The organism is Clostridium sp. ATCC 25772 (assembly GCF_001573875.1).
Lineage (GTDB): Bacteria > Bacillota > Clostridia > Clostridiales > Clostridiaceae > Clostridium_J > Clostridium_J senegalense.
Genome location: NZ_LFRG01000134.1, coordinates 1 through 794, shown reverse-complemented (window position 1 = coordinate 794; position 794 = coordinate 1). Strand labels below are relative to the sequence as shown.

1 protein-coding gene is annotated in these 794 nt (G+C 30.9%); it reads left to right on the top strand.

The genetic code is table 11. The annotated features are described in order from the left end of the window. Positions 1–794, top strand: a 794-nt coding sequence (locus AZI32_RS18635) for a hypothetical protein (protein ID WP_162266751.1), incomplete at both ends; no start/stop codon positions are given.

Here is a 794-nt window from a genome sequence, read left to right as displayed (position 1 = left end):
GACCAAGCAATAGAACTTTCAAAACATTTATTTAACTTCAATACACCTAAAAATTGTTATAACATTGTAGGCAGTTTAGTATCTAATATGTTTAATAGCATTTATAGGGAATCAAAGGGAATAAATGTTCATGTTACAAGTTACGTTGGGGAAAGTGGAAGTGGTAAATCCTTTACAATAGACAATATAACAAGACCTTTACTTGGACTTGACAACGATACTCTAGTATTTAGTGCAATAATGAAACATGGACTTCTGCGAGCTATGAATGATACTTATATGACTACTATAATAGACGAGGTTAAACCTTCACAGAGTAGCGAGTTTCAAAGACAGTTATTATCAAATACTATTAGATCAGTTACTGGAGAAAGTACAGTTATAAAAGGAACTCAAAATCAAGGTATTAAAACATATAAATATAATTCAAGTTTAGTTATAGCTGGTGAAGAAGTTTTAGACGAAACTGCATTAAAGAATAGATGTAATATAATTTGGTTTAGCTGCAATGATATGACAGAAGATATTATAGAACATGGAAGTTACTTCTTAACTAAAGATGGAAAAGAAGCTTTAAAGTCATTAGGATTAGAGATATACCTATACATTATGCAAAACTATGATTCAGATAGCTTAATAAAAGTCCTAGAAGCCATTGAGAGCGGTTTCAAGCAAGAAAGCAAAGTACACCCTAGGATACAGTCTACATTTAATAATACGATGCTAGGATATATAACAGTTAAACATATATTAAGCACTATTGGAGGTTCTGAAATCGATTTAGAGGGAGATAA